Origin of the sequence: Streptomyces chryseus, from assembly GCF_014650755.1 — a bacterium.
GTDB lineage: Bacteria > Actinomycetota > Actinomycetes > Streptomycetales > Streptomycetaceae > Streptomyces > Streptomyces chryseus.
In genome coordinates this window covers 15,903-35,737 of sequence record NZ_BMVO01000037.1, presented here as the reverse complement: position 1 = coordinate 35,737, position 19,835 = coordinate 15,903, and the positions used below count along the sequence as shown (strand labels likewise).

The window sequence follows — 19,835 nt, the reverse complement described above, 5'->3', positions numbered from 1 at the left end:
CCACACACCACCAGAAATTGCCCAACCGTCACGGCAAAGACCGTTGCAGTACTAGGCGCTGATTCTTGACGGCTCTGGCGACCACGACGTGGCTGCGGCCGGAGGCCCGCGTCACGGGAGCCGCGCCGGCGTATGCCTTCAAGGCCCGGGCATCCGCGAACCGTTCGCGATCGTCGCCGACCTCGGCCAGGACGCGGGCTCCGGACATGATCGACAGGCCGGGAAAGCTGGTGATGATCTTCGCGTCCGGGTGGGCGAGGAACGCTTCTTCGGTGGCTGCCGCGAGGTCATCGACGATGCGGCAGGCTGCGTCGAGCTGCTGGATGAGGGCTTGGGTTTGTTTGCCCATGGCCTGCTCGACCTGCGGCAGCTGGTGCAGGTGGTCCCTGCGGAAGATTGCCCGTAGGCGCTCGACCTCGGCCTCAATCCCTCGCCGGAGACGTCCGGCCCGCTTGAGCAGGGCGCGCAGTTGGCTGCGAGTGAACCGGGCCGCCGTCGCCGGGGTGGGTGCCGCGGCGAGGACCGCGCGGGCGTGCGCGGAGTCAAGGCCCAAGGTGCCGCTGCCGTGGAAGGCTGACAGGGCGGCCGGATAGTACTCGCGCAGGTGGGAGCGGAGCCGGTTGACCATCTGCGTCTTGTCCCAGACGGCGTCCTGATGGGCGCGGGCCAAGACGGCGACGCACTGGGTGAGTTCGCTGTCGGCGGGCAGAGGACGGTGGGCGGCCATGTCGGTGCGCAGGATGTTGGCCAGCACACGGGCGTCTGCGGCGTCCGATTTGGCGCGGGCGACACTGCTGCGGTCGCGGTAACACGCGGCGGCCAGTGGGTTGATCGCATAGATCTTCCGGCCGGTTGCGCGAAGGCTGGCGACCAGCAGGCCGCGCGGCGTCTCAATTGCCACCGGTATCGGATCGTCGGGGCTGTCGCCGTGGCGGGCGAGCAACTCCAGCAGGGCGTGGAATCCAGCACGGTCGTCGCTCATGCGCAGCTTGGCCAGCTGGATGCCGTCCTGATCAACCAGGGCGATGTCGTGATGATTCTCGGCCCAGTCGATGCCGCAGAAGACCTTGCTCAACCTCGTTCTCCCATCCTGGCACTGCGTGAATGTGCTGGTCAGCTCCGTGCGGAGCACGCGGCGCTCTAATAGAAGTGCTCCGGGCACGCCATCTCATGAGCCGTTCGTGTCTCCAGCGACCGGCAGGGACCTCGGTCTGCAGGAGAGCTCCGGGCTCGCGAACTGTTGAGAGGTCGGACCCTGCTGGCGGGCTGGGGACATGAAACCTGATTGAGTGCCGCCAGGCGGGGCGCGGTCTTGCTGAAGGGATCGCGTCCCCGGATCCACCCTGGGCCTCCGCCTGGCGGCGTAGTGAAGCGAGCCGGTCTGGCACCGAGGGATCGCAGTCCCGGAACGGCGGCAGGCTTCCACCTCACCCAGTGAGTCCTTGCATTCCCCCGCTCAGGCTCACTGCTGAGCTATTAGATCCACCTGGCATGCGACGGCCTGGGCCGCCCGCTCTCCCTGGTGCTCACGGGCGGAAGCACCAACGACTGCACCCAGTTCACCACCGTGATGGATGCAATACGAGTACCCCGCCCGGGGCCGGGACGGCCGCGGGTGCGGCCCGCTCACGTTATCGGCGACAAGGGCTACAGTTCGAAGGCGATCCGCACCTGGCTGCGGCGTGGCAACATCCCCCACACCATTCCGGAGCGGGCCGACCAGGTGCGCAACCGTGTCCGGCGCGGCAGCCTCGGCGGCCGTCCTCCGGTCTACGACAAGCAGGTCTACAAGCACCGCAATGTCGTCGAACGGTGCTTCAACCGCTTGAAGCAATGGCGCGGCATCGCCACCCGATACGCTTGTCTGCTGGGGGTTCGCGTTGTGGCCGGACGTGCTCAGCGAGCCCAGCTGCAGTGCGCGGGCGGGTGCCTTCACCACCCGCGCGGCTTCCAGCGCCTCCGCGATGGCGGGGTTATACACGTGCCGAACGCAGTGCCGCCGCCAGTGGTGGGGCGGCGTTGCTGGTTCCAGGGGCCTCCCCCTGAGTGGTGGACACGCTGATACTGGATCTGCTTGATCCGGAGGAAGCGAGAAGACCGCCGATGGCGATGAAGGACTACTCGGACGAGTTCAAGGCCGATGCCGTGGCCCTGTACGAGTCCACACCCGGGGCGACCTACCGGGCGACCCTGCGGGAGTGGGTGCTGCGGGACCGCGGACGCCGTGGCGTGACCGCCACGGCTGCAGAGCCGACCGTCCAACCGGAGGCGGCGGTGCCGTCCGACGCTCCGGACGAGCGGATCCGGCAGCTGGAGGCGCGGGGGCGAGCGAGCGGAAGCTGGCGACCGAGCGGGACACACTCCGCAAGGCGGCCAAGTATTTCGCCGCGGAGACGAACTGGTGATGAGCCGCTTCCAGTTCGTCGACGACCACCGGGACACCTACGAGGTGAAGCGGCTCTGCGAGGGTCTGGGCCTGAACCGGTCCAGCTACTCCAAGTGGGTCGCCGGCCGACAGGCGAGGGCAGCCCGGCAGCGCAAGGACCGGCTCCTGGCCGAGCGGATCCGTGAGGTCCACGGCGAATCCAACAGCGCCTACGGCTCCCCACGGGTGACCGCCGAGCTCCGGGAGAAGGGCCTGCGGGTCAACGAGAAGCGCGTCGCCCGCGGGCGTACTCGTCCCGCTTCATCCGCACCCACCTCAGACGACGTGGGATTCGTGCCATGATTCCGGTCCTGGCCGACCAGCAGGTCCACCGCGCACGACGCGGCAGCCGCGGCGGCAGGCCACCTGGGTTCAACCGAGAGGTCTAGAAGCAGCGGAACACCGTCGAGCGTTGCATCAACTGCCTCAAGCAGTGGCGGGGCATCGCCACCCGCTACGAGAAGACCGCCACGATCTACCTCGCCGGCTCCACCTGGCAGGCATCTTCCTTTGGTCTGTGCGATGAGGAGCAAGCACCCGTCAGAGACGACCGTGCTCCGGAACGAGCATCTCGCACCGCTTACACAGCACGAGGTGGACCCCTCGACTCTCACGCAGTGAGCCATCCGCACCGCAGCGCTCACAGATGCCCTCGCTGCGGTCAGCGAAGGCATCAGTGACAGCATGGAGGCGCGCGTCCTCCGTATCTGTCCAGTTGCCGCCAGGCTTCCACGGCCGCGGAAACGCCTGGAAGGCCAAGGCCCCCCACTTCTGCTTCACGGCCAGGAGCTCGTACTCCGGGAACTCCGCGACAACCGACTGATGGCACTCAAGCACCAACTGTCGCCAGCCTGGACTCACATCGACGTCATGCGAAGGGTCTCGCAGGTGCTGCCTGATCGGCTCCAGCACGTCGCCTGAAGCCGAAGACGTCCCAGCCATCCAGTCCCCTCACGCATCAATGGACCCTGATCTTACGGTTCATGCATCCAGGGCTGTGGAGCTGAGCGAGGCCGTGTCTGCGCCAGCCGCGTGGCCTGAGGCCCCCGACGGCGATCCATCTGCTTGGAGCGGTCTTCCTGGTTGCCTCGTCCCGACGAGGATCCTGATCTGGCGCCGACCGTCCGTATCTGTGTCGTCCCGTACGAGATCACGCACTGGGTCGTGGAACAAGGTTGCTGAGCAGGTCGAGCGCAGTCGCATCGTGTTCGAGCAGAGTGAACCCGAAGCAGTGAATGATCACAGTGGCTGGTGACTGAGGCCGCGCTTCAAGCCGCAACGGACGTGCTCGAGGTCGGCACCCCCGGTGATCTCCCAGGTTAGGCTCCCGCGCATGAACAGCGAGAACCCTCAAGCAGACCGGTTCATCGGCGAGTTCCAGGAGCTCAAGCACGGCCGGTCCGACGGCCCTTCGCTCCGTGCTGCCATGCGCGATCACGCAGGCCCGGACGAGCTCCGCCCCGTGGAGTACCTGCGCTCGGGCTCGACCCTTGCGGCCACTGGGGCTAGCGTTCACGACGTTCTGAGTCCCGGCCGCGAGCTGATCGACGGGCTGCAGCTACTGACCGACGGGCGATGGTTCTGGTACTCCGACCTCGCCCACTACGTCGAGCTGTACCACGTGGCCTTGGGCGATCGATTCGTGCGGCATGCACGAGACCAGAACTGGGCCGCACCCCCGCTGACGACCGCTGAACTCAGCAAGATCGGAGAGGCCCTGTGCGACGACGACAACACCTGACCAGGCGCTCAGAGATCCTGACCGCGGTCTGCGGCGCACCCTTCCCCGGCCCGATGACGTGGCCGGCCAGTCCGTTCGCTAGCAGGTGATACCAGCAGCTAGCTATGATGGTGGGCATGGGAAAGCAGACGAACATCCGACTGGACGACGCCGTCAAGGCAGCCGCCGAGGAGCGGGCCAAGCGCCGCGGCCTGAGCCTGCAGGGGTACGTCGCCGATCTGATCGAGGCCGACGTGAACCAGTCACGCGCCGCTTTCATGGCCGGCGCCTCGGCCTTCCTGGCCGCGTACACGGACAGCTTCGAGACGGAGCTCGGTGAGGACCGCTACCCCGGTCTCCCGGAAGGGCTGGACGCGACCGCGCCGAGGAACGCGGCGTGAACCTGCGAATCGACCTCGCCTGGATCCTGGCAGTCGCACAGCAGATCCCGGGAGACCCCCAGGTCGTCGACTACGGCGTGCCGGTTGCAGCAGAAGCACGTCATCGGGCAGAGGTTCTCGACCGCGAGGTCTACCCCGAGCGCCATCACAAGGCCGCGGCGCTGCTGTGCGAACTGGCGAGAAACCCCAGCCTGGAGGCCAGGAACCTGTTGTTCGCAGCCACAGTGACCGCGGCCTACCTATCCGCGTGCGGGCTTCCCGTGAGCCCCGGCCTGGACACCGTCATCCCCTTGGCCCGCGCGGCCCGCGACGGGCTCCCCGTGCGAGAGGTCGCCGCGCAGATCAAGACCTGGACGAGCTGATCCACTGGCCGCCCGTTCCCGGCCACTTGCCCACCTTGCCGGCTGCCGCTCGCCACCCCGGAGGCCGCGCGGCCCACCATCCCCGCAGCAAGTCCCGACGTCATTTCCATGCGCCGCGGCTGAGCGAACGCACGTCGCTGACCTTGTCGGCCCCAGGCGGCGGCAGGGTCAGCCGGCGTTCTCGAACGAGGAACCGATGTTGTTCCACATGAAGGCGTCCTTCCAATCCGGTCGCCCCTTGGCCCAGCCACTCAGTGCGACGATCACCTTTTCCTGGGAGATCGTCCGGGTCTGGTAGTGCTCTGCCGCCGTCCCGTCACGGAACTCCAGCTGATAGGTGTTGTCATCCCTCAGCCACACCTGCACGTACCAATCGCCAGCCGCCTCATCGTCGACGCGCTCGACGATCACGAAGGCGTTGCCCCGGCCGAGGTTCGCCACCATCCGGCTCAAGGCAGTGGGCCCCGGATTCCTCACCTGACGACCGTGCTCGTCTCTCGCTTGCAGCATGACCCGATCATCCCCCACAGCTCTGACGCACCTGGGGCACCGAGCAGGCCGTGACCGTCACCGACACACGCCTGTAAGGGAAGGCGACCGCGCAGGCCTGGGACCGGCTGCACCCACAGCTGACCCCGCGAGCGGCCTGGATCGACCACGGCGGACCGCTGCCCATCATCGAGGGAACCGTCATCCGCCTGACCGTGGGGAACTGCCCAGTGGCGGGGTGAACAAGCCGGTCTGGCTTTGGGTGGTCAGGCACTGCCGCCACCGCGGACGACGTGGACCGCTGCTGGCAGTCGTTCCTTCGCCGCTTCGACCTGGAGCACACCTTCCGCCTTTTCAAGCAGACGCTCGGGTGGACAAAGCTCCGGCTTCGCAGCTCGGAGGCGGCCGGCCGGTGGAACTGGCTGGTGATCGCCGCTTATGCCCAGCTCCGACTCGCCCGACCACTGGCCACAGACCTCCGGCGGTCCTGGGAGAAGCAGGCCCTGCCGAACAAGGTGACACCCTCCCGCGTCCGCAGAGGGTTCAGGAACCTACGCACGAAGACCGGCTCTCCGGCTGGTGCACCGAAACCGTCCAGGCCCGGCCCTGGTCGACCACCTGGTTCGAAGAACCGTCGCCCGGTCACCCGGCACGAGGTGGGACGCGTCCTCGCCACCGGCGAGGCCTACAGCCGCCCCACCCACCACAAGGCCGGCACCAAACCCCGCGGGACGGGCTGACAAGCGGCATAGGCGTCAGCCCACTGGACGCATGCGCTATGAGGAGAAGGCGAAGCTCACCATCGCGAGAGCACTGGTCCCGGTGGTCATCCTCATCTCCTCACCGGTGCTGCTGATCGCCGGAGCGCCGGTCCGCCACCGATACCACCGCTACGTCTACCGGGACGACGCCCCACCGATCCTGGACAAGAAGCAGGGCCGAATCAGCATCCACTGGTTCGTGGTCACCAACCCGCTTCTCGAATGGCTCTGCTGGCCCACAGAGTCACTTGCCCGTCTCGTCTCACGCCGATCAAGCTGCGGAGAATTCGGGATCGGCATCACCATTGCCGTCGTCAGGCCGCTTGCTCATCTTGCCAGCCGCCGCGCCGCGGTACGGACCGCCGCCCCACGAGGGCGGGGGAGGGTCAGTGGGGTCGCCTACCTTCGAAGTGTCCTGCGTGGACGGTGCGTCCCCGTCCGGTCTGAGTCACCCAGGCCGGGTGGAACGGCGTGCTCTTCGGCAGTGCCTGGGCGAAGGTGGGGGCCTGCATCGCCTCCGCCGTCACTGCTCCGGCTCGGCGGCCGCCGGGTGAACGACGTGGCCGAAGCCGCTCATCGTCGCAGTCTGTCCGAACCGGGCCGTACAGGGCGTCTCTTGTGATGACATGACCTGAGTGCGTACGAATATCGGGGGAGAGTCATGACGTGGAACGGCGGAGCATGCCTCTGCGCGCGGCCGCCCGGTGACGGCCGGGCACCAACCGGCCGTCGGCGGCGGTGAGAGGGCCGCAGGCGGTGCCGGGCAGTCGCGGGAATGGGGGGAGGGGACGGCGTGACGGATATCGAGGCGAGTCCGGACGGGCCGGTGGATCGGCGTATGGCTCTGGCCCGCGAGTGGGATGACCTGGTCGGCCGGGTACGGGGACTCGGGGGGTTCGAGGACTTCCTACGGCCGCCGCGCCTCGACTCGCTGTTGCCTGCCGCGAGCGGCGGCCCGGTTGTCGTCGTCAACGTGAGCCGATGGCGGTGTGACGCGTTGATTGTGACCGAGGAGGGCGTGCGCAACCGCGCGCTGCCCGATCTGACGCTGGACCGGGCGACCGAGTGGGCCAACAGCTATCTGGAGACCCTCCACGCCGCCGAACAGGCTGAGTCCGAGCACCAGTTGGCGTACGACACGGTGAGGGCCGACCCCAAACCCTCCGCGATCCGCGCCCAACAGCGCGCCGCCGGTGCCCTGATGACGGCGGCGCACCGTACGGACGAGATGCTCGGAACGCTCCAGCGCCGGCTCTGGGACAGCGTCGCCGCGCCGGTTCTCGACGAACTGGGTCTCCACCGGGCGCCTGCCTCGGCCGACGGGCCCTGGACCCGGCTGTGGTGGTGTCCCACGGGGCCCCTCACCCTGCTCCCCCTCCATACGGCCGGGTACTACGACGCCGCCCTCGACGAGACGGAACCCCGTACGGTCCTCGACCGCGTCGTCTCCTCGTACACGCCCACCCTGCGCGTGCTCACGGAAGCGCGCGCCGGACGAGGCACGGGCGGTCACGCCGGTACGGACGACGCGGGCGCGCCGGAGGAGGAACGCATGCTCGTCGTCTCCGTGGGCGACGCGCCGGGCCAGCCGTGGTTGCCCAACGCCGGAGCCGAACGCGACACGCTCACGGAGCTCTTCCCCGCCGGGCGCCACACGCTCCTGGAGGGGCCCGGAGCCACCCGAGGAGCCGTCGAGGCGGCACTCGCGAGGCACCGCTGGGTGCACTTCAGCTGCCACGGCGACCAGGACCTCGCCGAACCGTCCCGCGGAGGCCTGCTGCTGCACGACGGGGTGCTCACCGTCGCCGACCTCGCGGCGCGACAGTCCCGCGGGGACTTCGCCGGCCTGTCCGCCTGCAAGACCGCCGTCGGCGGAGTGAACCTGCTGGACGAGGCCATCACACTGGCGTCCGCGCTGCACTACACCGGCTACCGGCACGTGGTCGCGGCCCTGTGGTCCGTGGACGACAGGACAGCGGCACGCGTCTTCGACGCGGTGTACCGGTACATGACCGTCGACGGACACCTGCGGCCCGAGGCCGCCGCACCCGCGCTCCACCGGGCCGTACGGGCCCTGCGACGGGAAATGCCCGATCAGCCCCGACTCTGGGCTCCCTTCACCCACATCGGGCCGTAGGGCGCCGCACACACGGATCACCGTCCTGCCGAACACGGGAGAAACCCCGCATGTCCCCTGCACTGCCAGAGTCGCGGCCCGGCACGGCCCCGGTCGCACACGAGACCGGGGTGGGTCCGGAGCCCTACGAGGAGATCACCCACCCGTCGTTCGCCGAACAGGCGGCCTCCTTCCAGGCCGTTCCTACCCGGGGCGGGGTGGTTCTGAAGGGGCCGTGCCCGCGCTGCGGCGATCCGATGGACTTCCCCCACGTCGACAGTGTCGTCCGCTCCTGGCTGCGCCGGCGGCCCCATCCGGCGCCGCTGGCGGCAACTGCGGAGACCGTGGTGCCCATGATCTGCACATGCGCCGTACCCCACCCCGGGCGGCCGGACGACCTGGACGGCTGCGGCGCCTACTGGAACGTCATCCTGCGGGACGAGCGGCCATGACACTCCGGGTGACTCCGGGCCCGTCGGCCGACCGCGCCCACCAGGTGTCCGCCCGGCACGACTATCAACTGGTCAAGGACTCCTTGCCGCGCGTGCGGGCGGCAGCGCTCGCCTGGCGGAACGGCGTCGGAGCCCTGCTGGCGGGTCTGATCGGCTTCGGACTGCTGAAGGGGCGCACGGACGTCGGTCAGTTGGCCTCACCGTACGGCGCGGTCGTCGGCCTCCTGCTCCTGGCCGCCCTCCTGGCGGGCACGACGGCGGCCGTGCTGTTGCTGCGCGCCGCGCACGGCCGTCCGGCCGCGACCGCGATCAAGGAGTACCGGGCTCACGGCGGGGGATCGGCGCTGGGAGCCGACCATGCGGAGGCCCTGCGCGCCGCCAGCGCCTTGTCCAGGGGCGTCGTGCTGGCGCTCTCCTGCACCGCGCTGCTGGTCGCGGCCGTGGGTACGACCTGGTACGGGCCCGCCGCGAAGGAGCCCTCCGTGGAGATCCTCACCCCCGCGGGCGCCCGCTGCGGTGTGGTGATCCGGATGGCCTCGGGTCTGCTGACCCTGAGGACCGACAGCGGCGAGGTCACGCTCGACCTGAGCCGTTCGACCGGCATCCGTGCCGTCGACTCCTGCACCCCCAAGGCGTCGCCGTGAAGCGGCGTGCGCGTAAGCGTGTTTCGGCCCCGACAGACCCGACCGCCCGGCCCGGGTGCGCCTGGCAGAACGGCATGCCGCAGGCCACGGCCGAGGTGCGGGGCCCGCTTCGGCTGATGACGCCTCAATCCAGTGCCTACTCCGCTACCTCGTGTCCCCAAAAGCCCCGAATCGATCAGCTTCTTCGGCCCGGGGCGGGGGGCAGTACGCGTTGCGGATCCGCGAGCCGCAGGGGGACGGGCTCGGCGCACGCGTGCCGGATTCGAGCGCGGGGGACTCATGAGCGATGAGGCCGAGGTATTGCTGTTGGCACTGCAGGCACGGGTCGACCGCTGGGTTAACGGCGCGGACCCGGCCGGAGTGCTCGACGATCGGGCTCCGGAGGAGTTCGAACGACTGCTGCACATCGTGCGGGAGACCTGGCCCGTGGATCCGCCGCCCCGGTTCATGGCGGTGTACGCCGAGTTCTTCCGGTGCCGCTATTCGGCCCGTTCCGAGGAGTACGCCGACGACCTCGTCGTCAGCGGGAACCTGTTCGCCCTGGTCTACGGAGTCGAACCCGGAAGAGTGCCGGAGCAGTTGCGCCCTCTCGTCGCCACGAGCCTGATCACCAGTTCCGACCCCGACCTCTGGGGCGTACTGGTCGCGCGGGCGGAACTCGGGCTCCCGGTCCCGCCCGGTGTGGTGGACAGGCAGCCGACGTTCTCCGACGGAAGGGATCGGCCGAGCTTTCTGAGCGGGTGCGCGGACGCCGTGGCCACGTTGTACGCGGAAACGGGTGTCCGGTCTGATCTCGATGACTCGATCCGGCTCTGCGAGGCCGCCGTCGACCTCGCTGGCCCCGATCACCGCCACCGGGCGGCCCTGCTGCAGAACCTCGCGGTTGGCCTGCGGGACCGCGCGCTCCTCGCCGGGTCCCCCGAGGACCTGGACCGTGCGGTCGACGTGGGGCGGGAAGCGGTTACCGCGTCCGCTCGTCCCGAGGCCCGGGGCCACCGGGCGACGGTCCTCCGGAACCACGGCATCACCTTGCAGCACCGTTACGACAGAACCGGTCGGCTCGACGACCTGCAGCACGCCATCAGCGCCTTCGAGGAGGTCATCGGACTGTCGGCGGACGGCCCGAACCGGGCGAAGACCCGTTCGTTGCTGTCGAGCGGGTTACTGCGGCGCTTCGAGCACCTCGGGAACACCGATGACCTGGACCGGGGCATCCTGCAGGGACGCCAGGCGCTGGACGGTCTGGCCGCGGACGATGGCGGGCGGCCCGCCGTGCAGGGCAATCTCGGAGTCCTCCTGCGGACCCGCAACGAACAGGTCGGAGCACCGGACGATCTCCACGAGGCGATGGAACTGCTCCGCGGCGCGGTCGAGTCCATGGACGCGAACCACCCCGATCGCTCCACCACACTGGCCAATCAGGGCAACGCCCACCTCGATCGCTCCGTGCTCCGGTCCTCGGCACGGGACCTCGACGACGGCATCGCGCTGCTGCGCCAAGCCGCCGAAGTGGCGGCGCCGACGAGTCAGGACCGGTACCGCAGCCTCGGTCAGCTGGGCAGCGCGCTGTACCGGCGCTTCCTGCGGGTGCGGGAAGTCCGTGACGTCGATGAAGCTGTCGAGGTCCTGCAGACGGCTGCCGAGACCTTGCCGGACACGCACATCGAGCGGCGGCCGACCCTCAATGCGCTTGGAGTGGCGCTGCTGGCCCGCTTCGGTGTGACGGACGATCCCGAGGATGTGGAGCGGGCCCACCGGACCCTCGCCGAGTGTCTTCGCCTCAGCCCGGTCGGAAGTCCCGACCACTCCGGAGCGCTGTCCAACCTCGCCTCGACGCTGTACCTCCGGGCACGCCGCGGCGACCGCGCCGAGGACCTCACCGCGGCGATCGATGCCATCCGGTCGGCGGTGGACACCACGGCCCCCCACCATCCCGAGCGGTCCGGCATGCTCACCAAGCTGAGCATTCTGCTCCGCTCCAGATCCCGCTTGGAAGACCGCCCCGGCGATCTCGACCTGGCCGTCGACGCGGCCCGGGCCGCACTGCAGGCGCCGGTCTCCAGCCGACCCGACCGTGCCCACGAATCCCTGGCGGTCGCCCACGCCCTCATCGACCGGCTCGCCGTGAACGCCTCCGTCACGGACGCCTCCGCCGCGGTCGCGTTGCTGCGGAAGGTGGCACGCAGCGCGACGGCCGACGTGTACGCCAGGCTGGAAGCCGCCCGGACCGCCGGTGACCTCACCGCCCGAGTCGGCGGGCGACCGGGCGCGGCGGTGGACGACTACGACGTGGTGGAACTGCTCCCCCTGCTCGCGTGGCACGGGCTGGAGCGGACATCGCGGGAACGCCTGCTGACCGAGTGGCCGGGGCTGGTGCGCGACGCCGCCGCGGCCGCCGTCGACGCTCTCCGGCTCCCGCGCGCCGTGGAACAACTCGAGCAGGGGCGGGCGGTGATGTGGAGTCAACTTCTTGCCGTGCGCGGTGATCTCACGAGACTGTCGGCCGAGCACCCGGATCTCGCCGAGCGTCTGACCGACATCCGCAACGAACTCGACAAGGCCTCTCCGGCGCTTCCCGAGGAGGCACCGGCCGTTCCGGTCCCGCGGTCGAGCCCTCACCGCCCGGAGGCACCACGGCTCCCTCGCGTTCCCGGGGGCGCCATAGGGCCCGTCGAGCGGGAGCTCGTCGCCTCGGACCCTCGTCCGGACGAGCCGGGGAACGAGGAGCTGTCCGCCCTCACTGCGGAAGTCGACCGGCGCGTGCGCGCCTACCGTGCACTGCGCGATCCGGAGCCCGTCCTGCACGACCGGGCGTCCGAGGAGGCCCGGAGAATCGGTGAACTCGCCGACGCGGCGGGCCGGGACCGGGTGGAGGCCGCGGCGGCGGTGCACGCGGTCGCCTGGCTGCGCTGGTGCCGGGGCCGGGAACTGCCGAGGGAGCAGGGCGCGCGGGAGTCGCTGGCGGCGTTCGAGTCATTCGGGCGGATCTGGGGAATGTCCCTGGACTTGGTCGCGCCGGGTCTGGTGGACCCGGAACTCGCCGCCCGCACGGCGGAACTCCGTCCGGAGACGGACTCCGTGCGGCCGGAGGACGGTCCGTTGGTCCTGGGCATCTCCGGGACGGCACTGCTCTCACGTGATCGTGCGGGCCTGGCGAAGGCGGCCGCCGATCTGGGACGCCTGGCCGGACACCTCGCGGCGGACGACCCGTTCCGTCCGCTGTGTTCGGCCCACGCCGCCGCCGTGTATATGTCCAGGTTCCGGGTGTCCGGGGACGACGCGGATCGCCGGGAGGCCGTCCGGTGCGCTCGCGACGTGGTCGCCCGCGGGCAGGCGCCCGTCGTCCGGCTGATCGGCCTGTCCGTGCTGGGCGAGGCCCTGGTGCTCGGCTTCGCGTCCGCCGGCGCGTCCCCCGGTGATCCCGGTGATCCCGGTGATCTCGACGAGGCCGTGGGCTTGCTGCGTGAAGCCGTCGACCTCGCCCGTGAGGTCGAGACCGAGGCCGAGACCGAGGTCGATCAGTGCGATGAGATAGCGTTGCCCGAGACGACTGCGGACCGCGCTCGCCGACTGAACTTGATCGTGCAACTGGCGAACGCCCTGCTCGCCCGATACCGGGTACGGGCGGATGTGTCCGACCTCGACGAGGCGGTCCGCGAGTGCCTGACCGCGTTCGGTCTCCTCCCGCCCGTGCACCGTGCCCATCCGGGAGCCCGCAAGGTCTTCGCCGCGGTGCTCGAAGAGGTCAACAAGGACTCGGACGACCCGGCGCGTCTGGAGCAGTCGCTCCTGCTGTGCCGGGCGTTGTTCGCCATGACGGGCATGCCCATGCCGTCCGAGACGGGGACTCCGGACGCGGCCGCGAAGATACCGGAGAACGCGGAGGCCGGTCGTCCGAGCGTCGCCGGGAGCGAGCGGTTCTCCGTCCCGCCGCGAGCCGACGGCCCGGCCGCCGACACTCACGCGACCGACGTGACCTTCGGGTCCGCGACGGTCGCGGCCACCGTGGTCGACGACACCGATCACGAGCGCTGGCTGGCCACCGTACGGCGGATCTGCCGGAGTGGTGGGGTGGTGCTGGTACCGGAACGTCCCTCTCCGCGGAGAGAACGCGCGGGGGAGCGCCCGGAGCTCTTCGACCTCGAAGGCATGGTGGAGCGCGTCGGCGACTGTGCGGCGGTGCCGCTCGAAGTCTTCGACGAGAGCGTCACCGCCGGCCTCGACGCCCTGCCCGGCGAGCTGCGGGAGCTGTTCCCACCGCTCCTGGGCGTTCAGGCTTTCCCATGCCTGCTCGCCGGTGCGACCACCCTCCGCAACCTGCTGTCGGACAACGGCATCTCCCTGCCCGACGGCCTTGTGTCGCGGTCCCGGCCCGTGCGCACCGACTTCCGGGAGTGGGCGCACCTGTGGGCGCCGGGGGACGACGATGAATCGTCCGCGCACATCGAGGAACGCCTACGCAGGGGTGACGGACGGAGCGTTCTCGCCTACAGCGTGGCTCAGTTGCTCGCGACCGGCCACCGAAACGGTGTCCTGCAGGGCGACGCACGCTGGGAGAGCTTCGCCTGGTCACCCGAGCGGGGGTGCGCCGTCATCCTCGCGCACAACGCTTGTTATCTCGACCGGCCGCCGACACCGGCCCAATGCGCCACGGACGTGATGCCCTTGCTGCCGTCCCTGTCACGCCCGACCTGGCGCGCCTTCCGGCTCGGATACCTCCGTGGCCGCCCCCACGGGCCCGACGGGCCCGACGGAAGGAACGTGATCGACCTCATCGAGTTCGGTGACACCACCGGCTGGATGCGGGCGATGGCCCGGAACGACATGGTCGAGGCCGTGGACCTGCTCGAAGAGGCGCTCGACCGGTGCGGGCCCGCCGACCAGGTGGGCCGGATGGTGATCACCGCCAACCTGGCGGAGGCCTTGAGCCGTAGCGGTTGGCACGAACAGGCGTGCGCCGCCGCCGAGGCCGCCTGGTCGGCCGGCCGGACCCTGGCTCCCGAGTTCACTCCGCTGCTGGCCCTGCAGGCGGGACTGGCCAGTCTCCGAGCGGGGGACCGCGACGCGGCGGTCGAGACGATGCTGGGCCTGATCATCGGTATCAGCACACCCTTGGTGTCGGAGTACGCCATGCGGGTGGTGGACCACCTGTTCCCCGGCGACGGCGATGTCCCGGCCCTTCCGGACGAGGAACTGCCGTTCATCGCCAGAAGGGGAGACCAACTGGTGCTCCTGGACAAGGCGGTGACGAGCGAGGGCGACGCGTCGTGAACGCCGCCGCACAGGCCGCATCCGCAGGCGTGCTACCGGCGCCCGTCCGTCTCGCACCGCCCGGGCTCCAGCGGCGGGTCCGGGAGAGAGCAGTAAGCGTTTTCAGCGTGGCCACTGATCGGGTGACGCCGGTGAGGTCGAGGTGAGGGCCGCAACGCACAAAGCCCCCGTGCCGTTGGGGGAGGTGTTCGAAGTCTCAACCCACCGGCAAAGGATCCTCGTTGGTTCCTTATCCTGCCGCACTCGACCTGCCACATGCCCTCGTCGAGTGGGTCACGATGTTCATCGTCATCCGTGAGGGTGACCGACGGTGCAAACTCCCGCCGCACCAGCGGGCGCTCGTCGCATCATCCGGATCTGCGAACGCCAGGGCGTCCCGATCCTCGCCGACCGCGCCTACCAGGGCGCCAGTCCCTGGGTCACCACTGGACTCAAACGGCCGCCGGGCGGTGACTCACCCCCACCCAGCGCACCGTCAACCGGACCCTGGCCGCGGCGAGGGCACCGGTCGAACGCGGCATGGCACGGCTGAAGGCCTGGCAGATCTTCCGCAGATCACGCATCAGCCCCAACCTCCTAATGGTGTTGTCAAGTCGCGGCAGTGACGGGGAGGTCGCTTCGGTAGCACTGTCCGTCACGGATGAGGGCCCACAAGACGTTCACGCGTCGGCGGGCCAAGGCGAGCACGGCCTGGGTGTGCCGTTTTCCTTCAGCGCGTTTGCGTTCGTAGAACCGGCGCGACGCGTCGCAGGTGCGGATGCTGATGAGCGCGGAGGTGTAGAAGACGCGCTGCAGCCCTCGGTGGTAGCGCCTGGGCCGGTGAAGGTTGCCGCTGATGTTGCCGGAGTCCCGGGGAACCGGGGCGACTCCGGCAAGGCTGGCCAGGCGGTCGGCGGTGCCGTAGCGGCTCATGTCGCCGGCGGTGGCGGCGAGGAACTCAGCCCCCAGCAGGGGGCCGATGCCGGGCACGCTTGAGATCACTTCGGCGAGTTCGTGGACGCGAAACCGGGCCGCGATGAGCTTGTCGATCTCAGCGATCTGCTCGTTGAGGCTCATCACCTCTTTGGCCAGGGTGTGGATCACCTGCGCGGTGATCTTCTCCCCGGGGACGGCGGTGTGCTGGCGCTCGGCCGCTTCGAGGGCTGCTTCGGCCAGGGCATCGGGGGTGCGGACCTTGCGGTTCCGCAGCCAGGTCGCCAGCCGTTTCCCGCCGGTCCGGCGTAGGGCGGCGGGAGTCTGGTAGCCGCTGAGCAGAATCAGCGGACCTGCGTTGCCAAGGTCGAGGATCCGTTCCAAGGCCGGGAAGATTCCGGTGAGTTGACCGCGAAGGCGGTTGATCCGGCGGGTGCGGTCGGCGTTCAGGTCGCTCCGGCGGTTGGTGAGGACCCGCAACTCGATGGCGTGCTCGTCGTCCGGCCGCAGGACCGTCAGGTCCCGGCGCATCCGGGCCTGGTCGGCGATGACGGTGGCGTCCTTGGCGTCGGTCTTGCCCGTGCCCCGGTAGCCGGCCGAAGCCCGATTGACCGCCAGGCCGGGTATGTAGACGAGGTGCTGGCCGTGGTTGAGCAGCACGCTGATCCACAGTGCGGCCATGCCGTCGGCGACATCGACCGCCCAGACCACATCCTCGTCGAGGGCCAGCACATCGGAAAGCAGGGCCAGGAGCTCCGGCTCGTCGTTCAGGACACGCCGCGACAGCAGTCGTGCGCCCTCAGTGTTCAGGACCACACAGTGGTGATGGGTCTTGCCGATGTCCGTACCCGCCCAGATCTGGGCCACCAGTTCCTCCGGTCGTTCGATGAAGCTCTGCTCTCCCGGACGACCTCGCCGGCGTGGTCCTACTCAGCGATCCGCCCGCGGGCGTTCGCAGCTCCTAATCAGCGGCCGAGTCGTCGTGAGACACCGGGCGGCCAGGTTAGGGGAGCCATCGAGGGCAACCGCATGAAAGCCATACCCGGTGTCTCTGGGCCTCTGGACCTTACGACGGCCCGTCCAACCCGCGAACAAGGTAGGACCGCATGACCGTCATCACCAAAGCTGTCCTCACCCTGGAGAGGCAACGCTGAAAACGCTCATTGCGTGCCTTGCCCCTGCAGTGGGCCGGTGAGTTGTACAACACTCCAAGAACGGGCGGGGCTAGTGGTGTTCCGCCGTGGACTGGAGGGTGAAGCGAAGTGATCGGGGAGGAGTCGCGCCGCAAGGGGCCGGCGGCAGTGGGGGCCAGGCGCCCTGGTGAGCGAGGGCCGTACGGGCTGAGGCCCGCCGACAGCGAGGACGAGAACGCTGGCGCCGCTGAACAGGCAGGCACAGCCCCCGCAGAACCGGGATCAGACTGGGAGGACCGGTGAGTGGTGTGTGGCAGCGGGTACTTGCCACCTATACAGCCGACCGGTACCCGCAGCATGACCGCGAACAGTTGCTCGCCCTGGGCGCGGCCGAACTCGCCCACACCCGCAGCCCGGGCGGCCCGGCCGCGACCGTGGGGGACGCCCAGCGCGTCGCCCGGGAGGAGTTCGACCTCCTCATCGACGAGCACCAGGCGCGCACCGCTCTTGCCCAGCGGCGTGCGGAGCGCGCCAGGTGATGAGCCACCTCCTGGGCGTACAGGCGGTCTTCCTGCAGACCGACGATCGACCGGCGTCGGTGCCCCCCCGGCAAGCTTGCGGCGGGTCAGAGCCAGGCGTCTCCAACGCGGTGGTCGCTGGTGAATGCCTGACGCTGTTTGGACCGGAATCAGCGCTCTGGCGGCTGCTCGCGCAGACGCTGCCCCATCTCTTCGATCACGGCCAAGCGGTCGGGGTCCGCCTCGCGCCACCGCTGCCATTGCTTCCTTTGCTTGGCCTTGTAGTGCTCCTGGGTGTGTTGCTCGGCGGCGAGGAGCCGGTCGGCGGTGACGCCGAAGATCGGCGGCGTTCACTCCTGCCAGCCGATCCATCGGTCCTGGGCGTAGTTGTAGTGGCCGGAGCTGAGCCGGCAGTGGTGGCCGGGTCGTCTCCAGCTGGCGGTATGTCTCCTCGGCCATGCCGAGCTCTCTGGCCATGGCCGCCCGGCTGCGGCCGGTGAACATCCGAAGCCGCCGTTTCCGAATTTCGAGACCACCGGGCCGTCTGTGCCTGTGCCTGAAGATCCGGCGCACCCCAAGATCTGGCGCGATGTCCCGAGGCCAACGCCGGCCCCCAATGACCTTGCGATCGTCACTGCCAGCGACAACGCGCCCGTGGGGCAGCAGTACCGCGTGTTCCGACGGGGTCTGGAGAGGGCGCACAATATGCACGGCTGGTTGGGTGGAACTGTTGGCGGGGATCCGCACTTCCCCTTCCACGACCCGTCCGTGTTCCTGCTGCACTCCAACGTCGATCGGCTCTTCGCCCTCTGGCAGACCGCCCGAGCTGAGCGGCTCGACCCGGCTCAGGTCTACGGAGACGAGGGCGACAGTGATGTCGACCCCAACATCCCCGTTTAGGACCCGGGATTCGCACGCCGCTCGACCCGTGGGCAAGCAACCCGGCCGACGACCCACGGGTCCAGTCGATCCGGCCCTGGGCCGCGCCGGAGAACGAGCACCTTCGGCCAGAAAACCAGAAAGACTCGCGGCACCCCACGGTCGTCACCCCACCCTCCTACGACACGAACGGTGCAGTCGTCGCACCCGTCGTCGAGCCGGTCATCTGAAGCCAGGACGCTGGGATCGGGTTCCGAGCACGGATTCGATCATTTGGCGGCGCTGGAGACAGCGGGCGGGCGTGCCTTGCAGTGCTTGAAGCCCGCATCGGGCGGCTTCGCCACCCGCAGTCGGCGCAGTGACCCGCAGTCCCCTCCGCCTCACGGCTCCTTTGTACCCGACAGTCGGCCCGTGGGCGGCGGAAAGGGCCTTCGCTGGCAGCGGCCGTGATGCGGTCACGGTGCTGGCGCGTTCGGCAGCCGTGCGCGTTGAAGGTCGCGCGCGTCTGCCGATGCTCGCCGTGCGTCACGAGATTTGCGCCTGGTCGGATGGGGCACCGGGTGGGGCGTAGCCAGCCTTGCCGGCCGGCTGATTAAGATGCGGGTATGAGTCAGCAGGCGTGGTGCGCGGACCGGCCCGGTGGGGTGCGGGCGTACGCGCTGCTGGTTCTGGCCGTACTCGTGGGTCTGCTGGCCATGCACGGCTTGGGCCCTGTTGCTCCCCTGATGTCTTCTTCTGCGGTGGCGGTTGACCACCATGCGGTCACGGTCGCCGCTGCCTCGCACGGCGGCGGGGCCGCATGCGAGGACTGCGTCCACGTCGGTCATGACGAGGGCGGCATCGGCGGGCATGCCGAACACGCTGACGCCACATGTGCCGCTGGCGGAACGAGCGGAGCACCCGCGGTTCCCGCGCCGGCCCTGGCCGGGGTGGTCACGTGCCCGGCAGTGGTTCTTCCCGCGTCCGCGGGAACGACGACGCTGGGCGGACGGGCCCCGCCCTCGTTGAGCGAACTGCAACTCCTGCGCATATAGGCGGCCCCGGCAAGCCCGGCCTCTCGGTCGCGGCTGCCCGCGAGCGCCATGCCTGAACCAGTGCAGACCCAGGAGTTGCATCATCATGACCGCACGCCGTTCCCTGATCCGCCGCGCCGCCGCTGTTGCGGCTGCGGCCACCGCCGCTGTCGTACTCGCCGCCTGCGGGGGCAACGACAGCTCGACCGGCCATGACGGCCACGACAGGACCGCCTCGCCCAGCGCACCAGCCTCCGCCAAGGGCGAGCAGAACGCCGCCGACGTGGCCTTCGCGAAGGGGATGATCCCGCACCACCGGCAGGCGGTCGAGATGGCCGAGCTGGCGGAGACCCGTGCCCAGTCCGCCGAGGTCAAGAAACTGGCCGCGGAGATCAAGAAGGCGCAGGACCCGGAAATCAAGACCCTGTCCGGGTGGCTCACCTCTTGGGGCGAGGACGTGCCCAAGGAGGACGAGAGCGCGGAGCACGGCGGGCACTCCATGTCCGGGATGATGACGCCCGAGGAGATGGACAAGCTGGAGAAGTCCTCCGGCAAGGCGTTCGGTACCGCCTTCATGGAGATGATGATCAAGCACCACGAAGGCGCGATCGAGATGGCCAAGACCGAGCAGTCCGACGGTGCCTACCAGCCCGCCAAGGACATGGCCGGCGACATCATCGCCTCGCAGAGCGCCGAGATCGAGCGCATGAACAAGCTGCTCGGCACGAGCTGACCGTAC

General features: G+C 69.5%; 14 protein-coding genes and 4 pseudogenes. 15 read left to right on the top strand and 3 right to left on the bottom strand.

The features are described 5' to 3' along the window. Positions 1-49: 49 nt before the first annotated feature. Positions 50-1,075: pseudogene (locus IE185_RS30935) on the bottom strand (IS110 family RNA-guided transposase); the annotation flags it as partial. Between the two features lie 405 nt (positions 1,076-1,480). Here IE185_RS30935 and IE185_RS34080 point away from each other — a divergent pair. From IE185_RS34080 to IE185_RS30905, 5 genes and pseudogenes are all read left to right on the top strand, one after another. Next, positions 1,481-2,062, top strand: a pseudogene (locus IE185_RS34080) (IS5 family transposase); the annotation flags it as partial. A gap of 342 nt (positions 2,063-2,404) precedes the next feature. Continuing rightward, positions 2,405-2,728 carry an IS3 family transposase gene (locus IE185_RS30925; RefSeq protein WP_138895559.1) on the top strand — a complete coding sequence of 108 codons (324 nt, stop codon included), beginning with the start codon at positions 2,405-2,407 and terminating at the stop codon, positions 2,726-2,728. Positions 2,729-3,758: 1,030 nt separating this feature from the next. After that, positions 3,759-4,166 carry a hypothetical protein gene (locus IE185_RS30915; RefSeq protein ID WP_138895560.1) on the top strand — a complete coding sequence of 136 codons (408 nt, stop codon included), beginning with the start codon at positions 3,759-3,761 and terminating at the stop codon, positions 4,164-4,166. Positions 4,167-4,282: 116 nt separating this feature from the next. After that, positions 4,283-4,546, top strand: a complete 264-nt coding sequence (locus IE185_RS30910; RefSeq protein ID WP_189716431.1) for a hypothetical protein — start codon at positions 4,283-4,285, stop codon at positions 4,544-4,546. Next, complete coding sequence (locus IE185_RS30905) at positions 4,543-4,908, top strand: hypothetical protein (protein WP_138895561.1); 366 nt, start codon at positions 4,543-4,545, stop codon at positions 4,906-4,908. Before IE185_RS30910 ends, IE185_RS30905 begins: the two co-directional genes overlap by 4 nt. A gap of 168 nt (positions 4,909-5,076) precedes the next feature. Here IE185_RS30905 and IE185_RS30900 read toward each other — a convergent pair whose 3' ends face one another. After that, a complete protein-coding gene (locus tag IE185_RS30900) occupies positions 5,077-5,418 on the bottom strand; it encodes a hypothetical protein (protein ID WP_229843790.1) in 342 nt (113 codons plus the stop codon). Positions 5,419-5,447: 29 nt separating this feature from the next. Here IE185_RS30900 and IE185_RS33445 point away from each other — a divergent pair. From IE185_RS33445 to IE185_RS30875, 6 genes and pseudogenes are all read left to right on the top strand, one after another. Next, a pseudogene (locus tag IE185_RS33445) lies at positions 5,448-6,137 on the top strand (NF041680 family putative transposase); the annotation flags it as partial. A gap of 859 nt (positions 6,138-6,996) precedes the next feature. Further along, on the top strand, positions 6,997-8,295 hold the full coding sequence (locus IE185_RS30895; RefSeq protein ID WP_167518896.1) for a CHAT domain-containing protein: 1,299 nt from the start codon (positions 6,997-6,999) through the stop codon (positions 8,293-8,295). Positions 8,296-8,345: 50 nt separating this feature from the next. After that, positions 8,346-8,726, top strand: a complete 381-nt coding sequence (locus IE185_RS30890; RefSeq protein ID WP_138895563.1) for a hypothetical protein — start codon at positions 8,346-8,348, stop codon at positions 8,724-8,726. Continuing rightward, entirely contained in the window at positions 8,723-9,370 is a 648-nt protein-coding gene (locus IE185_RS30885) for a hypothetical protein (protein WP_138895564.1), read from the top strand. The genes IE185_RS30890 and IE185_RS30885 overlap by 4 nt, the downstream gene beginning before the upstream one ends. Positions 9,371-9,676: 306 nt before the next feature. Continuing rightward, positions 9,677-14,641: a hypothetical protein gene (locus IE185_RS30880; protein WP_138895565.1), complete on the top strand. Its 4,965-nt coding sequence runs from the start codon at positions 9,677-9,679 to the stop codon at positions 14,639-14,641. Positions 14,642-14,862: 221 nt separating this feature from the next. Beyond that, positions 14,863-15,232: pseudogene (locus tag IE185_RS30875) on the top strand (transposase family protein); the annotation flags it as partial. Here the strand turns inward: IE185_RS30875 and IE185_RS30870 are convergent. Next, positions 15,230-16,420 (bottom strand): IS110 family RNA-guided transposase, encoded by a 1,191-nt coding sequence (locus tag IE185_RS30870; RefSeq protein WP_138899538.1) that lies wholly within the window; start codon positions 16,418-16,420, stop codon positions 15,230-15,232. The pseudogene IE185_RS30875 and the gene IE185_RS30870 overlap by 3 nt on opposite strands. Before the next feature lie 565 nt (positions 16,421-16,985). Between IE185_RS30870 and IE185_RS30865 the strand changes: the two genes are divergently transcribed. From IE185_RS30865 to IE185_RS30850, 4 genes are all read left to right on the top strand, one after another. Next, entirely contained in the window at positions 16,986-17,225 is a 240-nt protein-coding gene (locus IE185_RS30865) for a hypothetical protein (protein WP_138895451.1), read from the top strand. A gap of 525 nt (positions 17,226-17,750) precedes the next feature. After that, positions 17,751-18,104: a tyrosinase family protein gene (locus IE185_RS33915; protein WP_308432835.1), complete on the top strand. Its 354-nt coding sequence runs from the start codon at positions 17,751-17,753 to the stop codon at positions 18,102-18,104. Between the two features lie 584 nt (positions 18,105-18,688). Next, positions 18,689-19,117 carry a DUF6153 family protein gene (locus IE185_RS30855; protein ID WP_138895453.1) on the top strand — a complete coding sequence of 143 codons (429 nt, stop codon included), beginning with the start codon at positions 18,689-18,691 and terminating at the stop codon, positions 19,115-19,117. Between the two features lie 85 nt (positions 19,118-19,202). Next, positions 19,203-19,829: a DUF305 domain-containing protein gene (locus IE185_RS30850; RefSeq protein ID WP_138895454.1), complete on the top strand. Its 627-nt coding sequence runs from the start codon at positions 19,203-19,205 to the stop codon at positions 19,827-19,829. Positions 19,830-19,835: the final 6 nt, after the last annotated feature.

Excerpts from the sequence above, each read along its gene's own strand:
- IE185_RS30925 (WP_138895559.1), top strand. The coding sequence starts at position 2,405 with ATGAGCCGCTTCCAGTTCGTCGACGACCACCGGGACACCTACGAGGTG.
- IE185_RS30915 (WP_138895560.1), top strand. The coding sequence starts at position 3,759 with ATGAACAGCGAGAACCCTCAAGCAGACCGGTTCATCGGCGAGTTCCAG.
- IE185_RS30910 (WP_189716431.1), top strand. The coding sequence starts at position 4,283 with ATGGGAAAGCAGACGAACATCCGACTGGACGACGCCGTCAAGGCAGCC.
- IE185_RS30900 (WP_229843790.1), bottom strand. The coding sequence starts at position 5,418 with ATGCTGCAAGCGAGAGACGAGCACGGTCGTCAGGTGAGGAATCCGGGG.
- IE185_RS30895 (WP_167518896.1), top strand. The coding sequence starts at position 6,997 with ATGGCTCTGGCCCGCGAGTGGGATGACCTGGTCGGCCGGGTACGGGGA.
- IE185_RS30890 (WP_138895563.1), top strand. The coding sequence starts at position 8,346 with ATGTCCCCTGCACTGCCAGAGTCGCGGCCCGGCACGGCCCCGGTCGCA.
- IE185_RS30885 (WP_138895564.1), top strand. The coding sequence starts at position 8,723 with ATGACACTCCGGGTGACTCCGGGCCCGTCGGCCGACCGCGCCCACCAG.
- IE185_RS30855 (WP_138895453.1), top strand. The coding sequence starts at position 18,689 with ATGAGTCAGCAGGCGTGGTGCGCGGACCGGCCCGGTGGGGTGCGGGCG.
- IE185_RS30850 (WP_138895454.1), top strand. The coding sequence starts at position 19,203 with ATGACCGCACGCCGTTCCCTGATCCGCCGCGCCGCCGCTGTTGCGGCT.